We start from the raw sequence: 20710 nt of genomic DNA on the forward strand, positions 1-20710 counted from the left end.
GGTGGGCTGCCTCGGATCCGGGGCACACTTCTTCTTCCGGTCTCGGCGGTCGGTGCCCACGCGTGCCGCCGTCCGTCTCGCGTCCGGCGTCGTGCGCTTCGGCGACACCGCGCTCGCCCACTTCCGCACGTAGACGCCCTGGCATCCCGTGCCGCGTGAAAGGGCGCTGCTCAGCGTGGAGCGAAGGACGACAGGGCTTCGCGATACGTGGCGGAGTCGTCGCGAACCTCGGTGGTGACGAGCAGCCCGGCCGGGCCGAGGGTGCGGACGTAAGAGCCGCGGCAGGGGATCACGACGACCCTGATGAGGCCTCTGCGCCACGCAGGGGCGAGGGCGACGACATCGCGCCTCTCCGGGAGATCGTCGAGCCGACGGGGGCGAGTCGTGCGCCAGGCCTCGAGAGAACGCTCCTCCGCGTCGCGGTACGACGGGTCGTGGAACACCTCGTGGCCGAACTCGTCGCTCCAGGACGGACCGGTGACTTCCGCGAGGAGAGTCGCGCGTTCATCGGCCGACAGGTCTTGGCGGAGGAGGCGATCCATGGCCGGGGTGTCGGTGGGCTGCCCCGCGTGCTCGATGACCGGCGTCCACAGCGAGGACCAGGCTGCCTCCCAGCGCGCGCGTTCCGTCCGACCCAGCGAGCGTGTCGCGGGTGCGGGCGGATCGATCAAGGGGGGAGGGAGGTCCCCGGAAGGCGCGAGCCCATAAGCCTCGCGGACCCACAGCATCTCCCACGCGGAATGCGGCCGGTCCTCGATCGAGACGACCATGTCGTGAGGCCAGGGGTCGCCGGCGCTCGGGTGAGCGGACTTCATCCGTCCATGTTCGCGTGCGCGACCCGGCATTCGAAACCCCCGTCGGATGATCCCCGCCGCCGAACGCGGAATACCGGCCCTCTGCCGGTGGTTTCCCCCGGTTCACCTCAACCCGATGGGAACCCCCGTTTTGACAGACTCCTCACACGCCCTCGTCGTCGGCGCCACCGGTATCGCCGGTGGCGCCCTGCTCGACCGTCTGGTCGACGACGGCTGGGAGGTGACGGCACTGTCGCGTCGGCCCGGAGCGGCGCGAACGGGAGTGACGTGGCGGTCCGCCGATCTGCGCTCGCCGACCGCGCTGACCGACGCGCTGCGAGGCGTTCCGGTCACGCACGTGTTCTTCACCGCGTGGTCGCGGCAGGACACCGAGGCCGAGAACATCGCCGTCAACGGGGGAATGGTGCGCGACCTGCTCGCGGAGCTCACCGACGCCCCGGTACGCCACGTCGCGCTGATGACCGGGTTGAAGCACTACCTCGGCCCCTTCGAGGCCTACGGCCAGGGGGACATGCCCGACACCCCGTTCCACGAGGACGAGCCGCGCCTCGACGTCGACAACTTCTACTACGCGCAAGAAGACGAGGTCTTCGCGGCCGCGCATCGTCATGGATTCACCTGGTCGGTGCACCGCTCGCACACCGTTTTGGGGCACGCGGTCGGCAACGCGATGAACATGGGCCTCACGATCGCCGTCGCGGCCGCGATCAGTCGCCACACCGGTCGACCGTTCATCTTCCCCGGCAGCGAGACGCAGTGGAACGGCCTGACCGACGTGACCGATGCGGATCTGTTGGCGAATCAGATGGTGTGGGCGGCCACCCATCCCGAGGGCGCGGACGAGGCGTTCAACACGGCGAACGGCGACGTGTTCCGGTGGCGCTGGATGTGGCCGCGGATCGCCGCCGACCTCGGAGTCGAGGCCGAAGGCTTCGACACCGCTCCCCGCCCCTTCGAGCAGCAGATGGCTGACGCGGCACCCCTGTGGGCCGAGATCGTGGAGCAGCACGGCCTGATCGAGTCCGACCTCACGCGGGTCGCCTCGTGGTGGCACACCGATGCCGATCTGGGGCGTGACATCGAGGTGATGACCGACATGTCGAAGAGTCGTCTCGCGGGCTTCACCGAGCATCACCGCACGCGGGACTCCTTCACGCGGCTCTTCGAGCGGTACCGCGCGGCGCGTCTCATTCCCTGAGCGGGGCGCCGCCGGCCCGTCGGCGCCGGGGCATCACAGTCGCTGCCCCAGTGCCCACAGCCGATCCGCTCGCCCCGAGATCGCCTCCGACAGCGCGAATGCCTGCGAATCGGTGAGGGATGCCACGTAGTCGACGATTCCGCGGGAGCGCGCGAGCGTCTCGGCATCGGCATCCGAGGGGCGGCGATCGGCGGGGAGCTGCGCGTACTGCTCGTGCGCGAGGGCGATGAGTTCGCGCAGGCGCCGCGGCGTGCGCGCGCGGTCGAGGTCGTCGTCGAGCCACTCGCCGAGGGCGCGCACCGAGCGGGCGAGGATGCGGCTCATCCCCCGCTGCTGGATCGCCAGGTCGGGTCGGCTGAGCACGAACCGCTTGTGCACGAACTTCAGCACCTCGACGTGGTGCCAGGCCCACGGCGACAGCACGACGGGACCGGCCCGCGGGGTGTCGAGCGGGCGTAGCTGCGCCGACTCCTGGAACCGGCGGATCCACCGGTCGGTGAACGAGGCCAGGCGCCGCTCGGCCGTCAACGAGCCGTCGAACGGGCGGGCGAGCAGGTCGGTGACCATCTCGGCATCCACGTCGCTGACCGCGGCGAGGAAGGCTTCATCGTCGGCGATCCACGGGTCGTCACGGCGCATCTTGCGGCGCAGCCGCTCCAGTCCCGCACCGGGGGCGAGCTCGGCGCGCACCTCGGCGTCGTCGCGGGAGCGCCACTCGAGCACGTCGTCAAGCCAGCCGCGGAACTCCGCCGCGATGGGGGCGTGGTCGAGGATCCCCGCGCGGTAGAAGTCGTCGACGTCGTGCACCGAGTACGCGATGTCGTCGGCCAGGTCCATCACGGCGCCCTCGATGCTCTGGCGCAGGGGTTCGGCATCCACTCCCCGACGCGCTTCGACGAGGTCGTCGAGATCGAGGTCGTACGCCGAGTACTTGTGCACGCGGTACGCGCCGTCGGAGGAACGACGGATGCCGCGGGGCGGGCCGATCCGTTCGATGTCGGCGGCGTCGACCGTCGGCGCCCAGGGGTACTTCGCCGAGGCGGAACGCACCGCGGCCGTGAGGTTGAGCCCGCGGGGCGCGTTCTCGACGACGTCGAGGGCGGTGAGGATGCGATAGGTCTGCGCGTTGCCCTCGAAGCCGTCGGCGAGGCCGAGCTCGGTGCGGGCGAGGCGGTCGAGCGTCGACTCGCCGAGGTGTCCGAACGGCGGGTGCCCGAGGTCGTGCGCGTACGCCGCGGCCTCGACGACGGTGGCGTTGCAGACGTCGCCCTCGCCCGCTCGGCGCGACCGGGTGTTCAGCTGCAGGGCCACCACGCGGGCGATCGCGCTGACCTTGAGCGTGTGCGTGAGGCGGTTGTGCACGGGGGCGCCGCCGATCGACGGTGACACCACCTGGGTCACGGCCGAGAGGCGTGAGAAGTACGGCGAGAACTGGATGCGCTCCAGATCGATCGACCACGGGTCGGCGCGGGCGTCGTCGTGATCGGGGTGGACCCGCGAGGCCGGGTTGCCCACGACCGTGTCGGGGTGCGTCGGGGCGGTGGCGAGCGCGTCCGCGGCCGGGGGAGGGGTCTCGTCGTGCAGGGTCATCCGGTCCTCTCGCGGCGTCGGCGGCGTGGGTCAACGCTAACGCGGATGCGCGGCCCGCTCGCCGCCGCGCGTTGCCCCGCTCGCGTCGCGTGCCTCCCTCTTTTCGTTGAGTGTCCAAGACACGCCGCTCGCGCCCCTCGTCACGCGGCGTGTCCTGGACACTCAACGGGCTCGCGAGCCCCCGCCGCCCCCGACGCTCGGCGGGCTCGCGAGCCCCCGCCGCCCCGACACCCGGCGGGCTCGCGAGCCCCCGCCGGCCCCCCTTGTTGAGTGTCCAAGACACGCCGCTCGCGTCCCTGGTCACGCGGCGTGTCTTGGACACTCAACGGGCTTGTGCGACCGCGCCGCCCCCGACCGTCGGCGGGCTCGCGAGCCCCCGCCGCCCCCCTGCTGAGTGTCCGAGACACGCCGCTCGTGCCCCTCGTCGCGCGGCGTGTCCTGGACACTCAACGGGCTCGCAAGCCCCCGCCGCCCCGACACCCCGCGGGCTCGCGTGACCCCGCCGCCCCCCTGTCGGGTGTCCAAAACACGCCGCTCGTGCCCCTCGTCACGCGGCGTGTCTTGGACACTCAACGCCCCCACACCAACCCAGGGCGCCGCGCCGAACTCAGCCCCGGCGCACCTCCACGTCGACCACGCGGGCGTCGTCGATGCTCAGCTCGTACGTCGGGCCGGTGATGCGCAGCGGGGCGACGGCGTCGAACGCGGCGCACGACGGGCCCAGGCGCAGCTCGACCTCGCCGGGCTCGACCACTCGGCGCAGCGCCCGGTCGCTGTAGGCCAGCCGCGACGCGGGCACGGTGAAGCGCACGTCAGCGCTCTCACCGGGTTCGAGCTCGACTCGGGCGTAGGCCACGAGCTGCGCGACGGGGCGGGTGACGCTGGCCACGGCGCGATGCGCATACACCTGCACGACGTCGGCCCCCCGCACCCGCCCGGTGTTCGTCACCCGAGCGCTGACGCGGAACCCGTCGCCCGCGCGAACCTCGGCGGCGGTCCCGGATGCCGTGACCCCGGCCGGTGCCGTATCGACCCGCAGCTCGTCGCGCTCGAACGACGTGTACGACAGCCCGAAGCCGAACGGCCGCACGGGCGTCGGATCGGTGCTCGTCACGCCCGAGGGGCCGCCGAGGATCGGGTGCAGGTACGAGTAGGGCTGGGAGCCCGCCGAGCGGGGGAGCGAGACGGGCAGGCGCCCCGAGGGAGTGGCATCCCCCGACAGGAGCGAGGCGAGCGCGGGGCCGCCCTCTTCGCCCGGGAAGAACGCCTGCAGCACCGCGGCGGGGCCGTCGACGGTGTCGAGCGCCCACCCGATCGCATACGGGCGGCCGGTCAGCAGCACGAGCACGACCGGGGTGCCGGTGGCGACGACGGCCTCGACGAGCTGCCGCTGCACACCGGGGAGCTCGAGCGAGTCGGCGTCGTTGCCCTCGCCGACCGTGCCGCGGCCGAAGAGCCCGGCGCGGTCGCCGACCACGACGATCGCAACGTCGGCGCCGCGTGCGACCTCGGTGGCGGCGTCGAAGCCCGAGGTGTCGGAGCCCTCGACCGCGCAGCCCTCGGCGTACGCGACCTCGCCGAAGCGCGCGGCCACGGCCTCGCGCACGGTGGGGATCTCGAACCCCATCGGAAAGCCCGGGTGATGCGCGAGCACGTGGTTCGCGAACGAGTAGCAGCCCATCAGAGCCTCGGCGCTGTCGGCGTTCGGCCCGATCAGGGCGATGCGACCGGGGGTGGCGAGCGGCAGCACGCCGTCGTTGCGCAGCAGCACGACCGATTCCTCGGCGATGCGGCGGGCCAGCGCCCGGTGTTCGGTGTCGTCCAGGTCGACCGCGGTGGGAACGTCGTCGAAGTCGGCATCCAGCAGTCCGAGGTCTTCTTTCTCGGCGAGCACGCGGGCGACGGCGCGGTCGATCACGGCCTCGGGCAGGGCGCCGGATGCCACCCGCTCGGGCAGGTGCGGATACGCGTCGGGCCCGGGGAGCTCGACGTCGATCCCCGCCTCCAGCGCCAGCTGCGCCGCCTCGCCGAGCGACCCGGCGACACCGTGCATCGAGCGCAGGAACTCGACCGCGAAGTAGTCCGAGACGACGGTGCCGTCGAAACCCCACCGTCGGCGCAGCAGGTCGGTCAGCAGCTCGGGCGACGAGGCGACGGGCACCCCGTCGATCTCGGTGTACGAGTTCATCACCGAGCGCACCCCGCCGTCGCGCACGGCCATCTCGAACGGCGGAAGGAAGACGTCCTGCAGCTCGCGCTGACCGGCGTGCACGGGCGCGTGGTTGCGACCGGCGCGCGAGGCCGAGTAGCCGACGAAGTGCTTGAGGGTCGCGTGCACGCCCGCGCCCTGCAGGCCCCGGACGTACGCGGTGCCGATCGTGCCGACGACGTAGGGGTCTTCGGCGATGCACTCGTCGACGCGGCCCCAGCGGGCGTCGCGCACCACGTCGAGCACGGGAGCGAGGCCCTGGTGCACCCCGAGTTCGCGCATCGAGCGACCGATGGCGGATGCCATGAGCTCCACGGCATCCGGATCGAACGACGCGCCCCAGGCGAGCGGGGTCGGGAAGGTCGCCGCCTGCCAGGCCGCGAAGCCCGTCAGGCATTCCTCGTGCACCAGGGCGGGAATGCCCAGGCGCGTCTCGGTTCTCAGCCGCCGCTGCTCGCCCCACAACCAGGCGGCGCGTTCGATCGGATCGACCGGCCGTGTGCCGTACACGCGGGTGAGGTGGCCGAGGCCGTGCACGGTGGCGTCGGTGTACGCGGCCGAGGTGACCTTCTCGCCCGAGAGGGGGGCGACGACCTCGTCGCCCTGGTCGACCCAGTAGCCCACGAGCTGTGCGAGCTTCTCGTCGAGGGTCATGTCGGCCACGAGAGCCCGCACCCGGGGCGAGAAGCCCGCCGCCAGGGCAGCGCCGACGTCGGTGTTGTGGATGGTCATGGCGGGGTCAGCCCTTCACGGCGCCGGTGAGACCGCCGACGATCCGTCGCTCGAACACGCTGAAGAACAGCAGAGCGGGGATCATCGACAGCGAGGTGAACGCGAGCACGCGCGCGGTGTCGACGGAGTACTGCGAGGCGAAGGCCTGCGTGCCGAGGGGCAGCGTGTACGCGGCCTCGTTGTTGAGGATGAACAGCGGAAGCATGTACGAGTTCCAGCTGTTGACGAACGCCAGGATGCCGACCGTCACCACCGCGGGGACCGCGAGCGGCAGCACCATGCGCCAGAAGAAGCCCAGGCGGCCGAGGCCGTCGATCGAGGAGGCCTCCTGCAGTTCGGCGGGGATCGCTGCGAGGAAGGGCGACAGGATGATGATCGTCAACGGCAGCGCGAAGGCGATCTGCGGCACGATGACGCCCGCGAGGGAGTTCATCAGGCCGAGGTTGCGCACCAGGATGTACAGGGGCGTGATGGCGACGGTCATCGGGAACATGAGCCCGGCGGTGAACAGGGCGTAGACCGCCCCGCGCCCGCGGAAGCGGTAGCGGGCGAGGGCGTAGGCCGCCATCAGGCCGAGGGCCACGACGAACAGTGTCGTCGCGATCGCGGCGATGGCGGAGTTGCCGACCTGCCCCCAGAAGATGCCGCTGGTGAGGACGTCGGAGTAGTTCTCCCAGTTCCATCGGGTGGGAAAGCCCGAGGGGTCGACCGTGATCTCGGCGTTCGAGCGGAACCCGCCCAGAATGATGAACACCACGGGCGCGAGCATCATGCCGATCAGCAGCAGGGCGACGAACCCGACGATCACCGAGGTGCCGCGGCTCGATCCGACGGGGGCCCGACGCGGGGTCCTGCTTCCGCGCGGGGTGACGAGGGTGGCGGTGGCGGTCACTTGGTGCCTCCGGTGAGGGCGCCGGCCGTGTCACGACGGAGCACGAAGCGCTGGTAGATGAGGGCGACGGCGAGCGAGATGAGGAACATCACCACGGCCACGGCGCTGCCGTACCCGAAGCTGCCGGCGTTGCGGCCGTTGGCGACCATGTACGTGGCCATGGTCGAGGTGCCCGCTGTCGAGGCGACGTACTGGCCCCAGATGATCCAGACCAGGTCGAACAGCTGCAGCGAGCCGATGATCGACAGGAACGCCCAGATGCGGATGGTCGGGCCCATGAGGGGCAGCACGATGTAGCGCTGGATCTGCCAGTACGAGGCGCCGTCGATGGCGGCGGCCTCGCTGAGCTCCTCGGGAATGCCCTGGAGCCCGGCGAGGAAGAGGATCACCGCGAAGCCGATGTACTTCCACGTGATGATGATGAGCAGCGTCCAGATCGCGAGCGCCGGATCCGAGATCCAGTCGGCGCGCAGGGCGCCGAGGCCGATCCTGTCCAGCGCCCCGTTGAGCGCGCCGCCCGACTGCAGCATGAGGCCCCAACCGAGGCCGACGACGACCTCGGAGATGACGTAGGGGACGAAGATCAGCACGCGGATGAGCGACTGGCCGCGCATCTTGCGGCTCAGCAGCAGGGCCAGACCGAGCGCGAGCGGTCCCTGCAGCACCAGCGAGCCGACGACGATGAACGCGTTGTGACCGAGCGCCTCGTGGAAGGCGGGGTCGGTGAGGATCGTGACGTAGTTCCGGATGCCGACGAAGTCGACGGGGGTGCCGAAGCCCGACCATTTGTAGAAGCCGTAATAGGCGGCCAGGGCCACCGGCAGGATGACGAACGACACGAAGACCACGAGGGCGGGGCCCAGGAGGATCGCGAGTTCGCCGCGGATGCGCCAATTCTCGAGTCGGCGCCGCGCGGGCGGCCGCCCGGCCGAGGGGACGCGGTGAGCGCCCTCCCCGGCCGGGCGGCGAGACCCGGCGTCGGTCGCCGAGGTGGCGAGCTGGGTGGTCATGGCCGTCGTCCTCAGCGCGAGGCCGCGGCGTTGACGGCGTCGACGATGCCCTGCGGGCTGCCCTTGCCGGCGAACAGGTCGACCACCGCGACGTTCAGCGCGTTGCCGACGTTCTGGCCGTACAGGGTGTCGAGCCAGACCGAGACGTACGGGGCGTCGGTGTAGGCCTGGAGCGCCGACTGCAGGGCGGGGGTGGTGACGGCCTCCGTGGCCTCGCTCGAGGCGGGGATGGTCTGGAAGGCGTCGGCGTAGCTCTCCTGGTTCTCCTTGTTGACGAGGAAGTTCAGGAAGTCGGTGCACTGCGCGGGAGCGTTGACCCAGCACGAGTATCCGTCGACGCCGCCCATGATCGCGCCGGGCTCACCGTCGCCACCGGCGACCTCGGGGAACGGGAACCAGCCGAGGTCGGCGAGCGGCTTCTCGTCGGGGGTCAACGAGGCGATCACGCCGGGGTTCCACGCGCCCATGAGCTCCATGGCGGCCTGGTGGTTGGCGAGCAGGCCCGCCGACGATCCCGCGCCCTGCTGGGCGGCGGTGGTGAGGAAGCCGTCGTTGAACGGCTGCGTCTGCAGGAACGACTGCAGGTTCTCGCCGGCTTCGAGCCAGCACGGGTCGTCGAAGCTCCGGCTCTGCGCGGCCTCGTCGAGCACGTCTTTGGCGCAGGCGCGCAGGGCGAAGTTGTAGTACCAGTGCGCGGCGGGCCAGGCGTCCTTCGCGCCGACCGCGATGGGGGCGACGCCGGTGGCGCGGATCTTCGCGTCGGCGGCCTCGAGGTCCTCGATCGTGGCCGGGGCCTCGGTGACGCCGGCCGCGCTCAGGAGGTCCTGCGCGGTGAAGATGCCCGAGGGGAGCACGGCGACGGGCATGCCGTAGTTCTTGCCGTCGACCTCGAAGGCGTCGAGCGAGGTGCCGAGGGCGGTCTTAGCCTCCGCCGAGATCTTGTCGGTGAGGTCCATCGCCTGACCCGCTGTGACGATGTCGGCGAGCTTGCCGCCGCCGCGGGCCATGAACAGGTCGGGGGCGTCGCCGGAGTTGAGGGCGGTCTGGAGCTTTCCGTCCATCTCCTCGTTCTGCACGGCCTGGATCTCGACCGTGACGCCGGGGTTGGCTGCCTCGAAGGCGCTGGCGGTGTCTTCCCAGTACTGCTTCCCGTCGCCCGTGGTGGAGTTGTGCCACAGGGTCAGGGTGACCGAGCCGTCGGCGTTCTCTGCGCCGCCGCCGCCGGCGCAGCCGCCGAGGGCCAGGGTGCCGGCGACGGCGAGGGCCGCTCCGGCGAGGATCTTGCGCGTGTTCATGTGATTCCCGTTTCTCTTCGTCGAGGTGCGTCCGTGAGGAGGCGTCGGTTGTCATGGGCAGCGTTGCCGTTTCCCGGGGTGTTGCTGCGCCCCGGGTCTGAGCAGTGTCGCCCCGCGCGGAAGGGTCGTCAAACGTTTTCGAAAATGATTTCCACGCTAGGGTCGGATGCCATGACGAGGCGCCCGACCATCCACGACGTCGCCGCGGCGGCCGGCGTCTCGGTCGCCACGGTGTCGAAAGCCGTGAACGGCCGCTACGGGGTTTCGCCCACGACGGTGAGCCGGGTATTGGACGCCGTGAAGAACCTCGGCTACGAATCGAGCCTCGTCGCGAGCAGCATGCGCTCGCGCCGCACGGGGGTCATCGGCGTGCTCGTCGCCGACATCGAGCCCTTCTCGGCCGAGATCCTCAAGGGCGTCGGCGGGGCCCTGTCCGACACCGGATACGACCTGCTCGCCTACACCGGCGCGCGCCGCGACGGCGAGGGGTGGGAGCGCCGCTCGCTCAGCCGTCTGAGCGGCACGCTCATCGACGCCGCGATCATCGTCACGCCGACCATCGTCACCGTCGCGAGCGAGGTGCCGATCGTCGCGATCGACCCGCACACCGGCCGCGGGGTCGTACCGACCGTCGAATCCGACAGCTTCACCGGTGCGCAGCAGGCGGTGCACTACCTCGTGCAGCTCGGCCACCGTCGCATCGGCTTCATCGCGGGGCGCCCGGATCTGCGTTCGGCGGTCGCCCGCGCGTCGGGGTACCGCGCGGGGCTGTCGGCGGCCGGCATCCCCTTCGATCCCGCCCTCGTCGGCGTGGGGCGCTACGCCCAAGACGTCGCGCGCGAAGCAGCCGAGGCCATGCTCTCGCTCGACGACCCGCCCACCGCGGTGTTCGCTGCGAACGACCTGTCTGCCCTGTCGATCATCGACGTCGCCGCCGACCGCGGGCTGCGGGTGCCCGAAGACCTCTCGGTCGTCGGGTTCGACGACGTGCCCGAGGCCGCCCGCGCCCAACCGGCGCTCACGACCGTGCGCCAGCCGATGAAGCGCCTCGGCGCCGAGGCGGTGCGGATGGTGCTGGCCCTGCTCGCCGGCGAGGAACTGCCCGAGACGCACATCCAGCTGCCGACGCGCCTGGTCGCGCGTGGCACGACGGCGCCGCCGCGGGCGGGCTGACACCGCGCGCGGCGCCGAGCTCCGGTGGCGCCGCGCAACCGGAACCCCGCGTCAGCGCGCCGCCAGCCGGTACAGCACCTCGGGTCGCCCGCGGGCGCCGAAGCGGTGCGAGACATCGACCTCGCCGCGAGCCACGAGGGCGTCGAGGTACCGGCGCACGGTTGCACGCGAGGCGCCCGACGCGGCGGCGACGTCGCGGGCGCTCGCCGGGGTCACCGGGTGCAGCGCCGCGCGGATGGTGTGCAGGGTCGATTCCGCGAGACCCTTGGGGAGGAGGGGCTCGGATGCCGACACCGCACGCACCGGAGCGGTCGCCGGACCCACCAGCCGGTCGATGTCGCCCTGCCCCATGCTCACCGGCACCTCGGCGGGGCGGGTGGCGCGACCGCGGCGGTACTCCTCGAGCCGGCGCACGAACGCCTCGCGCGTGAAGGGCTTCGCGAGATACCCCACGACGTGGGCGGCCGCAGCCTGCCGGATCGTCAGGGTGTCACGGGCCGAACTGATGACGAGCACGTCGACGTTCCACTCCCGCACGAGCCGCAGTCGGTGCAGCACCTCGACCCCGCTGAAGTCGGGCAGGTTCATGTCGAGCAGCACGAGCTCGACGTCGGTGCCCGTCGCCAGCGCCGCCCCCGCGGCCCCCGTCCGCGCCGTCCCGACGAGCCGGAACCCGGGCAGCGACTCGAGATAGGCGGTGTGCAGCCGCACCACCGCGGGGTCGTCGTCGACGATTACGGTGCGGATCGCGGCATCCGGGGTCATGCCCGCACCCCCGCGTGCGGCAGCTCCACCGTGAAGCGCGCCCCGCCCGCGGCCGCCGCGCCGACGGTGATCGAACCGCCGCGCGCTCCCGCGATGCGGCGCACGAGGTCGAGGCCGACGCCGCGGCCCGAGGCAGCCTTCGAACTGACGCCGCGGTCGAAGATGCGGGCGACGTCGGCGGGCGGCACGCCGGGGCCGTCGTCGGCGACATCGATCGTGAGCCGTTCGTCGCCGGCGAGCACGAGCACGTCGACGCGTCCGCCGGGGCCGGCCGCTTCGGCGGCGTTTCGCACGAGGTTGCCGATGACGCTCAGCGCGTCGTCGTCGACGACTCCGCGCGGCACGAGGCTCGCCGGATCGACCCGCAGGCCCCGGTGCTCGGCCGCCAGCCCGTCGAGCAGGGCGCGCAGCGCCGGGTCGTCGATCGAGAGACCGGACGCCACGGGCGCCAGCCCTCCGATGTAGGTCAGCGCGTCGCCGGTCTCACCCTCGGCGACGAGCCCGCGGATGACGTGCAGCCGCGTGTGGAACTCGTGCGTCTGGTCGCGCAGGGCGCCCGAGATGCGGCGCTGGGTCTCGAGTTCGCGCGCGTCGGCTTCGAGTCGTCGCACGCGTCGACGCAGTGCCGCCGTCAGCAGCCCGCTCAGCACGACGCCGAGCACGATCGACCCGGCGACCCAGGGCAGCAACCCGCCGACGGCTTCCTCGTAGCTGCCCGCGATCTCGGACTCCAGCACGCCGACCGAGGCCGTGCCGATGACCGCCCCCGTCTCCGCATCACCCGCCCGCACGGGCACCTTGGCGCGCAGGCTCGGGCCGATCGTGCCGGTCTCGGTGCCGAGGAACGTCTCGCCGGCCAGCACCGCCGTCGCATCCGTCGAGACGCTGCGCCCCCGCTCCGCCGGGTTGGGGTGGGTGAGACGGATGCCGCGGGCATCGGTCACCACGACGTAATCCACCCCGGATGCCGCGGCGACGACGTCGGCGAGGGGCTGGAGCTCCGCGGTGGCGGCGTCGGCGTCGAGCAGCACGGCGCGCCGCACCTGATCGAGCTCGGCGAGGCTCCGAGCGACGTCGAGAACGCGCTCCTCGGTCGCGGTGCGGATGCTGCGCTCCTGCGTCGACATGGCGACGAGGGTCGTGGCGAGCACGCACACCAGGACGACGGTGCACTGCAGGGCGAGCAGCACGGCGAGGCGCACGCGCACCGGCGCACGGTCGGCCGCGCGGTCGAGGGGGGCGGTCGACATGGGCACCTCCTCGTGCGCATCGCGGGTGAGTGCGAATCGTGAGCATCTAAGAGCGCAATGCCTTCGCACGGCGCCGCAGGGGGGACGGCGCTGTCAACCTAGCTTCTCATCCGGCAACGACGATGTCCCGGGAGGGCGACGATGCAGTCATCAGCGCGAAAGCGGATCACCGGAGCGATCGTGGGCGTCGTCGCCGCCGCCCTGTTCGTGACGGCGGGTCTGAGCGCGGCCGCGAGCGGCGGGGTGGCGAACCCCCGCACGAAGCTCACCATCGTGGCCCCGGCCGCCCCCGGCGGCGGGTGGGACACCTTCGGCCGCGAGGCCCAGCAGGTCATGCGCGAAGAGGGCATCGCCGGCGCCGTGCAGGTGATGAACATCCCGGGAGCCGCCGGCACCATCGGCCTCGGCGCGGTCGCCGAGATGGGCGATCGGCACGACATCATGCTCGTCACCGGCGGCGTCATGGTGGGCGGCGTGATCGTCAACCGCTCGCCCGTGAGCCTCGAGGACGTGCGGCCCATCGCGCGCCTCGCCGACGACTTCAACGTGCTCGTCGTGCCCGGCGACTCGCCCTTCCAGACCCTCGACGACTTCATGGCCGCGTTCCTCGCCGACCCCGAGGGCACCGCCATCGCGGGCGGGTCGCTCGGCGGCATCGACCACCTGCTCGCCGGCATGCTGGCCCAGCAGGGCGGCATCGATCCGCAGCGCGTGAACTACCTCGCGTACCCCGGCGGTGGCGAGGTCGTCACCTCGCTGCTGTCGCACACCACGCAGGCGGGGCTCTCGGGGTACAACGAGTTCCGCGACCAGATCGAGTCGGGCAATCTCCGCGCCCTCGCGCTGTCGGCCGAGGAGCCGCTCGACGACGTCGACGTGCCCACCTTCCGCGAGCAGGGGGTCGATGTCGCCATGTCGAACTGGCGCGGGCTCGTGGCGCCTCCCGGCATCGACGACGAGGTGCACGCGGAACTGGTGGCCATGGCATCCGAGATGCGCGAGACCGACGCCTGGCAAGAGGTGCTCGCCCGCAACAGCTGGGTCGACAGCTTCCTCGTCGGCGACGAGTTCGCCGCATACCTGGCGGAAGAGACCGAACGCACGACCGCGATCATGAAGGAGCTGGGTCTGTGACCGAACCGTCCACCCTCACCACGGGATCGCTGCGCGTGCAGCGCACGCCCCGCTGGTACACCGGCCGCAGCGAGCTGGTGGTCGTCGCGGGAGTCTTCGTCCTCGCCGGGTTCATGACCCACGGCACGGTCACCATGCAGGTGCCCGCCGACGTCGCCGTCCCCGGTCCCCAGTTCTTCCCGATGCTCGTCAGCGGTTTCCTCTGGCTCGCCGGTGTCGGCCTGCTCGTCGAGGTGCTCCGCACGACCCGTCGCTCCCACGTCGCCGACGACCCCGTCGAGATCTCGAACGAGATGCTCGAGGACCTCGGCGCGATCGACGAGACCGGCGAGATCCGTGTCGTCTCACCCGAAGACGTCGCCTCGTCGTCGGCGCCGGCGCGCGTCGACTGGCGGACCCTCGGGATCACCGTCGTCAGCCTGGCCGCGTTCATCGTGGTGCTGCCGGTGCTCGGCTGGCTCCTCTCGGCCGCGGCCCTGTTCTGGGTGCTCTCGTGGGCGTTCGGCAGTCGCCGGCCCCTTCTCGACATCGGCGTTTCGGTGATCGTGTCGTCTCTCGTCCAGCTCGCGTTCGGCGCGGGCCTGGGCCTGTCGCTTCCCGCCGGCATCCTGGAAGGACTCTCGCCGTGGATCAGCTGATCAACCTCGCCGATGGATTCGCGGTCGCCTTCACGCCGCAGAACCTGCTCTTCCTCGTCATCGGCGCCGTGCTCGGCACCGCCGTGGGCGTGCTCCCGGGCCTCGGCTCGGCCATGGCGGTCGCGCTGCTGCTGCCGGTCACCTTCAGCCTCGACCCCACCGGCGCGTTCATCATGTTCGCGAGCATCTACTTCGGGGGGCTCTTCGGAGACTCGACCGCCGGCATCCTGCTCAACACCCCCGGCAACTCCTCGGCGATCGCGACGACGTTCGAGGGTCATCGGATGGCCAAGAGCGGCAGGGCGGCGAAGGCGCTCGGCACGTCGGCCATCGGCGCCTTCATCGGCGGCACGATCGCGTGCGTGCTGGTGGTGTTCTTCGCCCCGTACATCGTCGAACTCGCCAAGGTCTTCGGCCCCGCGGAGTACTTCGCGCTCGCCGTCTTCGCGTTCGTGGCGATCTCGGCCGTCGTGGCCGACTCGATCGTGCGCGGTCTCGTCGCCCTGGGGCTCGGCTTCGCCCTGGCGCTGGTCGGTATCGACGGGATGACGGGAGCCGAACGCTTCACCGGCGGCAGCCCCGTGTTCTTCGACGGGATCTCGATCATCGTGATCACGGTCGGTCTGCTCGCCATCGGTGAGGTGCTGCACGTGTCGTCGCACATCCGCCGCGCGGGCGGACCGGGCAAGCTCGTCACACCCAGCGGCTCGCCGCTGCTGTCACGGAGCGAATGGCGTCAGGCCCTGCCCGCGTTCCTGCGGGGCACGGCGTTCGGCGTCCCGTTCGGGGCGATCCCGGTCGGCGGGTCGGAGGTACCGACGTTCCTGGCCTACGGCACCGAGAAGCGCCTCGCCCGCCGCCGCGGTGACACCGATTTCGGCTCGCGCGGAGCGATTCAGGGCGTCGCCGCCCCCGAGGCTGCCGGCAACGCCACCGCCGGCTCCGCCATGGGCGCGCTGCTCGGACTCGGCCTCCCCACCTCGGCCACGGCGGCGATGATGATCGCCGCGTTCCAGCAGTACGGGATGCAGCCGGGCCCGCTGCTGTTCGAACGCTCCGGCGATCTCGTCTGGCCGCTGCTGGCGAGCCTGTTCCTGGGCCTGATCATCCTGCTGATCATCAACCTGCCGTTCGCGGCGGTCTGGGCCAAGCTCCTGCTCATCCCGCGTCACTACCTGTACGCGGGCATCACCGTCGTCGCGATGCTCGGCATCTACGCGATCGCCTCGCGCGTGGTCGACCTGTGGCTCGCGCTGGCGATCGGCGTCGTCGGGTTCGTCATGCGGCGCTTCTCGATCCCGCTCGCTCCGGTGCTCATCGCCGCGATCCTCGGACCCATGGCCGAGACGCAGCTGCGCCGGGCGCTCGCCGTGTCGGAGGGCGACCCCACGATCCTCGTCGCCTCGCCGCTGACCATCGTGCTGTACGCGCTGCTCGCGATCATCGTGACGGTGAGCGTGCTGCAGCACGCCCGTCATGCTCGCCGCGAGCGCCTCGAGGCCGCCGCCCGCCGCGACGCGCCGGTTCCCGCCGGGCGTCGCTGACCGCTGCGCCTCCTCGGCGTTTCCCCCAGGTCGAGTGTCCGAGACACGCCGGTCGTGTCCCTGGCCGCGCGGCGCGTCTCGGACACTCGACGCCCTCCGGCGGAGGTAGGGCGCCGCGCCCCTCGGGCCGGCGCACCTCCCAAAGCCCCGCACACGCCCCCGCCGCGCGCCGCATCCCCTCGCGGCTCCGGTACCGTCGAGGTGTGACTACCGCCAGCAGCAAAGACGACGAGGTCGACCTCCTCATCGACGCCTGGTCGCAGCTGCTGCCCGAGGTCGACCTCACCCCGCTCGACGTCATGTCGCGCCTGCGCCGTGCGGCGTTCCACCTGTCGAAGCTGCGCGCGAAGGCGTTCGCCAGCGCCGGCATCGCCGTGTGGGAGTTCGACGTGCTGGCCGTGCTCCGCCGCGCGGGCACCGAGCTGAGCGCGACGCGCCTGATCACCGCCACGATGATCGGCAGCGCCGCCATGACCAATCGTCTGGACAAGCTCGCCGAGCGCGCTCTCGTCCACCGGCGCCCCAATCCCTCCGACGGCCGCGCGATCCTCGTCGCGATCACTCCCGAGGGCATCGAGCGCGTCGACGCCGCGATGACCGAGCTCGTCCGCCTCGAGGGCGAGGCCCTGCGCGATGTCAGCCGCGGCGACCAGGCCCTGCTCGCCAGCGCCCTGCGCGTGCTCGCTGCGGGCGAGACGCACGAGGCGTGATCGACCTCGCCGCGACCCTGCGGCAGCGTCCCGTCGTGCTCGACGGCGGCCTCGGCACCCTGCTCGAGGCCCGTGGCAACGACGTGTCGTCGGCCCTCTGGTCGGCGCAGGTGCTGCGCGACGCCCCCGACGAGATCCGCGCGGCGCACGCGCAGTTCGCCACCGCGGGCGCCGAGATCGTGATCACGGCGTCGTACCAGGTGGGGTTCGGCGGCGAGATCCCCGATGCCGAAGTCGAGACGCTCCTGCGACGTTCGGTGTCGCTCGCGCGAGAAGCCGCCGACGTCGTGGTCGCGGCATCCGTGGGTCCGGTCGGAGCGCTGCGTGCCGACGGCAGCGAGTACACGGGAGAGTACGGCCTGTCGCTCGACGAGCTGCGTCGCGCCCATCGACGGCGCCTGCACGTGCTGGCCGACGCCGGGGCCGACGTGCTCGCGGTCGAGACGATCCCCTCGCCCCTCGAGCTCGAAGCGGTGGCGCTCGAGCTCGCCGACCTCGGAGTCCCCGCGGTGGTGAGCCTCTCGGCCGACAGCACCGGTTTCGCCGTTCCCGGCTCTCGAGCCGCGGCGCTGCGCCTCGCGGCATCCGTTCCCGGTGTGCTCGCCGTCGGCGTGAATTGCTGCGCGCCCGACACGGTGCTGCCCGCGCTGGCCGAGGCGCCCGGCATCGCGCTCGTCGCCTACCCGAACACGGGGGAGCGGTGGGATGCCGAGACCCGCACCTGGCACGGCGGCACCGCCCCGCTGGCCGACGGCGTACCCGCGTGGGTCGCCGCGGGAGCGCGCATCGTGGGAGGCTGCTGCCGCTCGATGCCGGTCGACATCGCCGCGATCGCGGCGGCGGTGCGCTGACCGCGCACGGTCACTGCGCGTCGTACCCGGGGAGCGCGGCGCCGCCCCCGTCGACGACCTCCCCGCCGGCGAGCGGAGTCGCCGACGGCGGCAGCTCCCGATCGCTGCGGCGGAGCGAACGCGGAGCGGCGGTGGTGAGCAGCGCGACCTCTTCGGGTTTCCAGCCGTGGGAGTCGCGCATGCGCGCGCTGAGCGTCGAGACGGCCGAGGGGTGCGCGACTTCGACGCCGTGCATCGCGTCGACGGCCGAGGGGTCGACCTCGCGGGCGGCCAAGCGCAGGTCCAGCAGCAGGGCGAGCACGCGGTCTCTCCCGTACGCCGCGGTCGCGAGCTTCCAGTCGCCGATCACCACGGCGGTGCGCGGCCGGCGATCGGCGTAGGTTCCGACGGTCGCCGGGCGCCCCACGAGGGCGACCGAGAGTCCCGTCAGCATCATCGCCGTGATGGCTGCGACGACGATCCCCGCGGGCGAGAAGACGAGGTCGGCGGCGGGGGATCCCAGACCGGGCAGCGCCGTCACCGCCCGACCCGCCGAGTAGAGGGCGTAGGTGGCCATCGTCACGATGAGGACTCGTCGAGAGCTTCGGGGGAGCGCGCGGTTGCGCGCCGTGAGAAGCGCGCAGACCGCGCAGCTGAGGGCGAGAGCGGCCGCCTTGACCACGAGTGCGCCGTCCTGCGGAAGCAGCGCGGAGCTCGCCGCGACCCCCGCCCCGACGACCAGCACGAGAACCACCGCCACGCGCAGGCGACGCCCGCGGGGTGCCGACACCGCGAGGCACATCGTCGCCGGACCGAGCACCACGGCCGTGTCGGCCATCACCTGCGACACCGCTCCACCGCCGTTGAAGCGCACCACGTACAGGGTTCCCGCGCCCACCGACATGGCGCCCGCCACCGATGACAGTCGCAGGAAGACGCCGAGAGGGGTGGGGCTTCCCACGCGCGGCAGCACGATGACGATGATGCCGGCGGCCAGGCCGGCGCACATCACGAGCACCCCGATCGACAGCAGCATGGCACCCCCGCGCCCCATCATGCCGCCGCGCCGCACGCGCCGTGGAGTGGGGGCGGGTGTTGACGCCGGGCGTGGAACGTGACAGGGAGTCGACGTCGCCGTACGCGGGATCAGTCGAAATCGGCCGCCACGGCGTTGCGGTGGTACTCGAAGATGATGCTCGTGCGCGTGGATGCCACGCTGTGCCGCGCCGAGAGGTGATCGACGACGAAGCGTCGCACGGCCGAGGAGTCGTCGACGGCGATGTGCACGAGGAAGTCGTCGGCGCCGCCCAGGAAGAACAGCTGGATGACGTCGGGATGCCGGCGCACTTCCTGCGCGAAGGCGTGGATGCTCTCCTGCCGCTGCCCGGGGCGCAATGTCACACCGACGATCGCCTGCAGCCCGCGGCCGAGGCGACGCTGATCGACGGCGGCGTGGAACCCGGTGACGAGGCCGCGGTCGACGAGCGAGCGCAGGCGCGAGTGCGCGGTCGAGGGGGCGACCCCCAGCGCCTCGGCCAGTGCCGCGTTGGTCATGCGCGCGTCGACCGAGAGCAGCTCGATGATGCGGGCGTCGTGCGGGTGCAGTTCGTCGTCGGGCATCGCAGATCCTTCGGCCGTCGGTCGCGCTCGGAGCGTCAGGATCCGACGATACGCGTGCTCCTCGACCGCTGCGCGAAGAATCTGCGGGTTTACACCACCGAAACACCCTGTTCTGCGATTCTTCCGGCACGCCCATCCGCTCGAGGAGGAACCCATGCGCGTCTCTGTGCCGACCGAGATCAAGAACAACGAGAACCGCGTCGCCATGACCCCCGCCGGGGTCGACGCGCTCGTGCACCGCGGCCACGAGGTCCTCGTGCAGGCCGGTGCCGGGGTCGGGAGCGGCTTCGCCGACGAGCAGTACCGCGCAGCGGGGGCCGAGATCGTTCCGACCGCCGACGAGACGTGGGCGCGGGCCGAGCTGCTGGTCAAGGTGAAGGAGCCCATCGCGCCCGAGTACGGCTTCCTCCGCCGCGACCTCACCCTCTTCACCTACCTGCACCTCGCCGCCGACCGCCCTCTCACCGACGCGCTCATGGCCGCGGGGACCACGGCCGTGGCCTACGAGACCGTGCAGACCGCCGACCGCGCGCTCCCGCTGTTGGCGCCCATGAGCGAGGTCGCGGGACGCCTGTCGATCATCGAGGGCGCGCACCACCTGCTGCGTGCGTCGGGCGGGCGCGGCCTGCTTCCCGGTGGCGTTCCCGGCACCCCGCGGGCCAAGGTCGTCGTGATCGGCGGCGGCGTCGCGGGCGAGCACGCCGCGGCCAACGCGCTGGGCCTCGGCGCCCGGGTGACGGTCGTCGACATCTCGCTGCCCAAGCTGCGCCAGCTCGAGGAGCGCTTCGGTGGCGCCATCGAGACCCGCGTCTCGACGCGCCTCGAGATCGCGGAGCAGCTCGCCGACGCCGACCTCGTGATCGGTTCGGTGCTCATCCCGGGCGCCGCCGCCCCGAAGCTGGTCACCGACGAGATGGTCGCGTCGATGAAGCCCGGCTCGGTGCTCGTCGACATCGCGATCGACCAGGGCGGCTGCTTCGAGGGCTCTCGCCCGACCACGCACGACGCGCCCACGTTCCGCGTGCACGAGGCGCTGTACTACTGCGTCGCCAACATGCCCGGCGCCGTTCCGCACACCTCCACGCGGGCGCTGTCGAACGCCACGCTCCCCTACATCACGCGGATCGCCGACGCGGGCTGGGAGTCCGCGGCATCCGCCGATCCCGCCCTCGCGAGGGGGCTGAACGTGCGCGCCGGCGTCGTGGTGAACGAGGGCGTCCGCGCCGCCTTCTCGCTCTGACTCCCCAGACGTCCTTCACCCCCTGTTGAGTGTCCGAGACACGCCGCGCGCCTGCGCGCCCGAGC

General features: G+C 72.0%; 18 protein-coding genes. 8 read left to right on the forward strand and 10 right to left on the reverse strand.

Translation table 11 applies throughout. The annotated features are described in order from the left end of the window. Positions 1-170: 170 nt before the first annotated feature. On the reverse strand, positions 171-770 hold the full coding sequence (locus tag BJP65_RS11925; protein WP_070409989.1) for a hypothetical protein: 600 nt from the start codon (positions 768-770) through the stop codon (positions 171-173). A gap of 160 nt (positions 771-930) precedes the next feature. Here BJP65_RS11925 and BJP65_RS11930 point away from each other — a divergent pair, with 160 nt between their 5' ends. Beyond that, a complete protein-coding gene (locus BJP65_RS11930; RefSeq protein ID WP_070409289.1) occupies positions 931-2013 on the forward strand; it encodes an SDR family oxidoreductase in 1083 nt (360 codons plus the stop codon). Positions 2014-2046: 33 nt separating this feature from the next. On the opposite strand, the gene BJP65_RS11935 is transcribed toward BJP65_RS11930, so the two are convergent. The 5 genes from BJP65_RS11935 to BJP65_RS11955 form a co-directional block, all read right to left on the reverse strand. Beyond that, a complete protein-coding gene (locus BJP65_RS11935) occupies positions 2047-3603 on the reverse strand; it encodes a deoxyguanosinetriphosphate triphosphohydrolase family protein (RefSeq protein ID WP_083285840.1) in 1557 nt (518 codons plus the stop codon). Between the two features lie 607 nt (positions 3604-4210). After that, positions 4211-6544, reverse strand: coding sequence for a glycoside hydrolase family 3 N-terminal domain-containing protein (locus tag BJP65_RS11940; protein WP_070409290.1), 2334 nt, complete (start codon positions 6542-6544; stop codon positions 4211-4213). 7 nt (positions 6545-6551) lie between these two features. After that, a complete protein-coding gene (locus BJP65_RS11945; protein WP_055839302.1) occupies positions 6552-7436 on the reverse strand; it encodes a carbohydrate ABC transporter permease in 885 nt (294 codons plus the stop codon). After that, positions 7433-8446, reverse strand: coding sequence for a carbohydrate ABC transporter permease (locus tag BJP65_RS11950; protein ID WP_070409291.1), 1014 nt, complete (start codon positions 8444-8446; stop codon positions 7433-7435). Before BJP65_RS11950 ends, BJP65_RS11945 begins: the two co-directional genes overlap by 4 nt. A gap of 11 nt (positions 8447-8457) precedes the next feature. Next, a complete protein-coding gene (locus tag BJP65_RS11955; RefSeq protein WP_055839296.1) occupies positions 8458-9741 on the reverse strand; it encodes an extracellular solute-binding protein in 1284 nt (427 codons plus the stop codon). Between the two features lie 171 nt (positions 9742-9912). Here BJP65_RS11955 and BJP65_RS11960 point away from each other — a divergent pair, with 171 nt between their 5' ends. Next, a complete protein-coding gene (locus BJP65_RS11960; protein WP_070409292.1) occupies positions 9913-10914 on the forward strand; it encodes a LacI family DNA-binding transcriptional regulator in 1002 nt (333 codons plus the stop codon). Positions 10915-10965: 51 nt separating this feature from the next. Here the strand turns inward: BJP65_RS11960 and BJP65_RS11965 are convergent, their stop codons facing one another. Both BJP65_RS11965 and BJP65_RS11970 read right to left on the reverse strand, forming a co-directional pair. After that, the gene (locus BJP65_RS11965; protein WP_070409293.1) at positions 10966-11679 is read right to left on the reverse strand and encodes a response regulator; all 714 of its coding nucleotides are present in this window, start codon (positions 11677-11679) and stop codon (positions 10966-10968) included. After that, on the reverse strand, positions 11676-12929 hold the full coding sequence (locus BJP65_RS11970; protein WP_156784884.1) for an ATP-binding protein: 1254 nt from the start codon (positions 12927-12929) through the stop codon (positions 11676-11678). The genes BJP65_RS11965 and BJP65_RS11970 overlap by 4 nt, the downstream gene beginning before the upstream one ends. A 141-nt stretch (positions 12930-13070) precedes the next feature. On the opposite strand from BJP65_RS11970, the gene BJP65_RS11975 reads away from it, so the two are divergent. The 5 genes from BJP65_RS11975 (at position 13071) to mmuM (ending at position 17806) form a co-directional block, all read left to right on the forward strand. Further along, positions 13071-14063: a tripartite tricarboxylate transporter substrate binding protein gene (locus tag BJP65_RS11975; protein ID WP_070409294.1), complete on the forward strand. Its 993-nt coding sequence runs from the start codon at positions 13071-13073 to the stop codon at positions 14061-14063. Beyond that, on the forward strand, positions 14060-14701 hold the full coding sequence (locus BJP65_RS11980) for a tripartite tricarboxylate transporter TctB family protein (RefSeq protein WP_070409295.1): 642 nt from the start codon (positions 14060-14062) through the stop codon (positions 14699-14701). Before BJP65_RS11975 ends, BJP65_RS11980 begins: the two co-directional genes overlap by 4 nt. After that, positions 14689-16245 carry a tripartite tricarboxylate transporter permease gene (locus BJP65_RS11985; protein ID WP_070409296.1) on the forward strand — a complete coding sequence of 519 codons (1557 nt, stop codon included), beginning with the start codon at positions 14689-14691 and terminating at the stop codon, positions 16243-16245. Before BJP65_RS11980 ends, BJP65_RS11985 begins: the two co-directional genes overlap by 13 nt. Positions 16246-16448: 203 nt before the next feature. Next, positions 16449-16955 (forward strand): MarR family winged helix-turn-helix transcriptional regulator, encoded by a 507-nt coding sequence (locus tag BJP65_RS11990; protein WP_055839275.1) that lies wholly within the window; start codon positions 16449-16451, stop codon positions 16953-16955. Beyond that, the gene (gene mmuM / locus BJP65_RS11995) at positions 16952-17806 is read left to right on the forward strand and encodes a homocysteine S-methyltransferase (protein WP_070409297.1); all 855 of its coding nucleotides are present in this window, start codon (positions 16952-16954) and stop codon (positions 17804-17806) included. The genes BJP65_RS11990 and mmuM overlap by 4 nt, the downstream gene beginning before the upstream one ends. A 10-nt stretch (positions 17807-17816) precedes the next feature. On the opposite strand, the gene BJP65_RS12000 is transcribed toward mmuM, so the two are convergent. Together BJP65_RS12000 and BJP65_RS12005 are read right to left on the reverse strand one after the other, a co-directional pair. Continuing rightward, complete coding sequence (locus BJP65_RS12000) at positions 17817-18821, reverse strand: hypothetical protein (protein WP_070409298.1); 1005 nt, start codon at positions 18819-18821, stop codon at positions 17817-17819. A 110-nt stretch (positions 18822-18931) separates the two neighbouring features. Next, on the reverse strand, positions 18932-19405 hold the full coding sequence (locus BJP65_RS12005; RefSeq protein WP_055939124.1) for an Lrp/AsnC family transcriptional regulator: 474 nt from the start codon (positions 19403-19405) through the stop codon (positions 18932-18934). A gap of 154 nt (positions 19406-19559) precedes the next feature. On the opposite strand from BJP65_RS12005, the gene ald reads away from it, so the two are divergent. Next, complete coding sequence (gene ald / locus BJP65_RS12010; RefSeq protein ID WP_070409299.1) at positions 19560-20645, forward strand: alanine dehydrogenase; 1086 nt, start codon at positions 19560-19562, stop codon at positions 20643-20645. Positions 20646-20710 lie beyond the last annotated feature (65 nt).

Origin of the sequence: Microbacterium sp. BH-3-3-3, from assembly GCF_001792815.1 — a bacterium.
GTDB lineage: Bacteria > Actinomycetota > Actinomycetes > Actinomycetales > Microbacteriaceae > Microbacterium.